Here is a 2,065-nt window from a genome sequence, read left to right as displayed (position 1 = left end):
CGGCTTTTTCCTTCACACCCCGTTTCCCAGCCGGACCGTCGCCGTCGGGTTGCCGCACCACCAGGAGCTGGTACGGGCCATGCTCTCCTATGACCTGATCGGCTTTCAGACAGACGAGGATCAGGGCAACTTCTCCGATTATCTGCGCAACGAGCTCGGGATGACGGTGGTCGACGGCGTCGCGCGCTCGGCGTATGGGACCACGCGGCTCGCGAGTTTCCCCATCGGGATCGATGCTGGGGAATTCGCCGAACGGGCAATCCGCGCGGCAGGGCGAGCGGAGGTCTCGCGCCTGCGCCGCAGCCTTCAGGGCACGAGACTCGTCATTGGCGTCGACCGCGTCGATTATTCGAAAGGCCTGGCCAACCGACTCATGGCGTTCGATCAGTTGCTGGAGTCCGAGCCGCAGCTCAGGAGCACCGTCTCGATGCTGCAGGTCGCGGTCCCCTCACGCGGCGAGATCGATGCTTACCGCAACCTGCAGCGGGAGCTCGCCGTCCTGGTCGGCGAGATCAATGGCCGCCATGGCGAGGTGGATTGGGTTCCGATCCGCTATCTCAATCGGGGTTTCGGCCAGGCGACACTCGCGGGATTCTACCGGCTCGCCCGTGTCGGCCTGGTTACGCCGCTCCGCGACGGGATGAATCTGGTGGCCAAGGAGTACGTGGCCGCCCAAAACCGGGCGGACCCGGGCGTGCTGGTCCTCTCGGAGTTTGCCGGCGCCGCAAAGCAGCTCGATGCGGCGCTCCTGGTCAATCCCCACGACCTCGACGGGGTGGCGCGGGCCATCGGTCGGGCACTATCCATGTCGCTCGACGAACGCAGCGAGCGCTGGCAGGCGATGATGGCGGTGCTGCAGGAATCCTCGCTCGACGCCTGGTTCAAGACCTACGTTGAGGCGCTCGCCGCGACCCGGGTTCCGCCGAAGGTGGCCACGCGTGCCGACGCCATGCTGGTTCCGTTCCGCTCGCGTCGTGCCGAGCAATCTGCCGCGCTTCACTGAGTCCGAGCGTTCGCTCGCAGCGAATTGCCTTCGGGCCGAGAATGCCCGCCCTTGGCGGCAGCTGATCGGCGGGGTCGCATCATTGCAGAAGCGCGGCGCGCCGGCGCTCGACGAAAATTGGGAGGACGAAAGCCCTCTCAGCGGTCGCGAGCCGATCGGCCGCGGCTCGACAAGGCCCGCGCCAGAACCTCCGCCAGCTGGTCCTGCGCGAATGGCTTTTGCAGCACGTAGTGATCGCGCCAGCGGTCGTCGACCTGACCGTCCCCATACCCGGTCGCGAACACGAATGGGATGCCGCGCGCCGCCAGGGCCTCGGCCACGGGGAAACTCTTCTGATCTCCGAGCTTGATGTCGAGAATGGCCGCGCCCGCATCGACCTTGCCGACCGCCTCGATGGCCTCGGGAACGCTCGATGCCGAACCGACGACCTGACAGCCGAGCTCAGCCAGCATGTCTTCGAGCAGCAACGACAGCAGGCTCTCGTCCTCGACGATGAGCACCCGCAGCCCATCGAGCTCCATCGGAGCGTCCGTGCTCGGCGTCACGGCACATGTCCGGGAACAGGGGCAGACGACATGGACAAAGCTCCCCGCGCACGCCCATTTGCCTCGCGCAAGTCCGCCCGGACCCGGCGCTCCAGGCGATGATTCTAGCGCGGCCGATCCGGCCCGTCTACGAAGTCCGGCCGCACCGATTGTCAGCCGGCCGACGCGCTGCGGTCTTTGTGGCAAGCGCGCGGGCGCGACTGAAGGCGCGCCACAACGCGGGCGTCTGCTTGATCAGCCGCTTGGTCCGCCGGAACGCCAGGGTCGTTCCGATTACCGCTGCGCCGCGCCAGGTCTCGGCGGCAAGGTGATCAAAGACGCGAACCTCGGTGTCGCACCAGTCACGCTTGTATGGCTCATCGCCGATCGTGAAGTCGAACCGCTTAAGACCGCAGTCGATCGCATGCCGGATGACGGCGTGAAGGTGCGCGCGACCCGGTCCGAGCCGCGAAAGCTCGCCGTCGTCGTAGCTTGACAGGATGAGATAATAGCAGCCACGAAACGTCAGCCCGAGATT

Annotated in this window: 3 protein-coding genes; 1 reads left to right on the top strand and 2 read right to left on the bottom strand. The window is 66.4% G+C overall.

The genetic code is table 11. The features are described 5' to 3' along the window. Window positions 1-1,003 (top strand): trehalose-6-phosphate synthase (locus tag JOZ79_RS00740; protein ID WP_294069237.1); only part of this gene is annotated, 1,003 nt, incomplete at its 5' end. Window positions 1,004-1,140: 137 nt separating this feature from the next. Here the strand turns inward: JOZ79_RS00740 and JOZ79_RS00735 are convergent. Beyond that, window positions 1,141-1,548, bottom strand: a complete 408-nt coding sequence (locus JOZ79_RS00735; RefSeq protein ID WP_294069235.1) for a response regulator — start codon at window positions 1,546-1,548, stop codon at window positions 1,141-1,143. A gap of 127 nt (window positions 1,549-1,675) precedes the next feature. Further along, a partial coding sequence (locus tag JOZ79_RS00730; RefSeq protein WP_294069232.1) for a GNAT family N-acetyltransferase occupies window positions 1,676-2,065 on the bottom strand: 390 nt, incomplete at its 5' end.

It is taken from the genome of Sphingomonas sp., assembly GCF_019242355.1.
Classification (GTDB): Bacteria; Pseudomonadota; Alphaproteobacteria; order Sphingomonadales; family Sphingomonadaceae; genus Sphingomicrobium.
The sequence above is the reverse complement of the archived record's forward strand: the minus strand, read 5'-3'. Positions and strand labels throughout refer to the sequence as shown.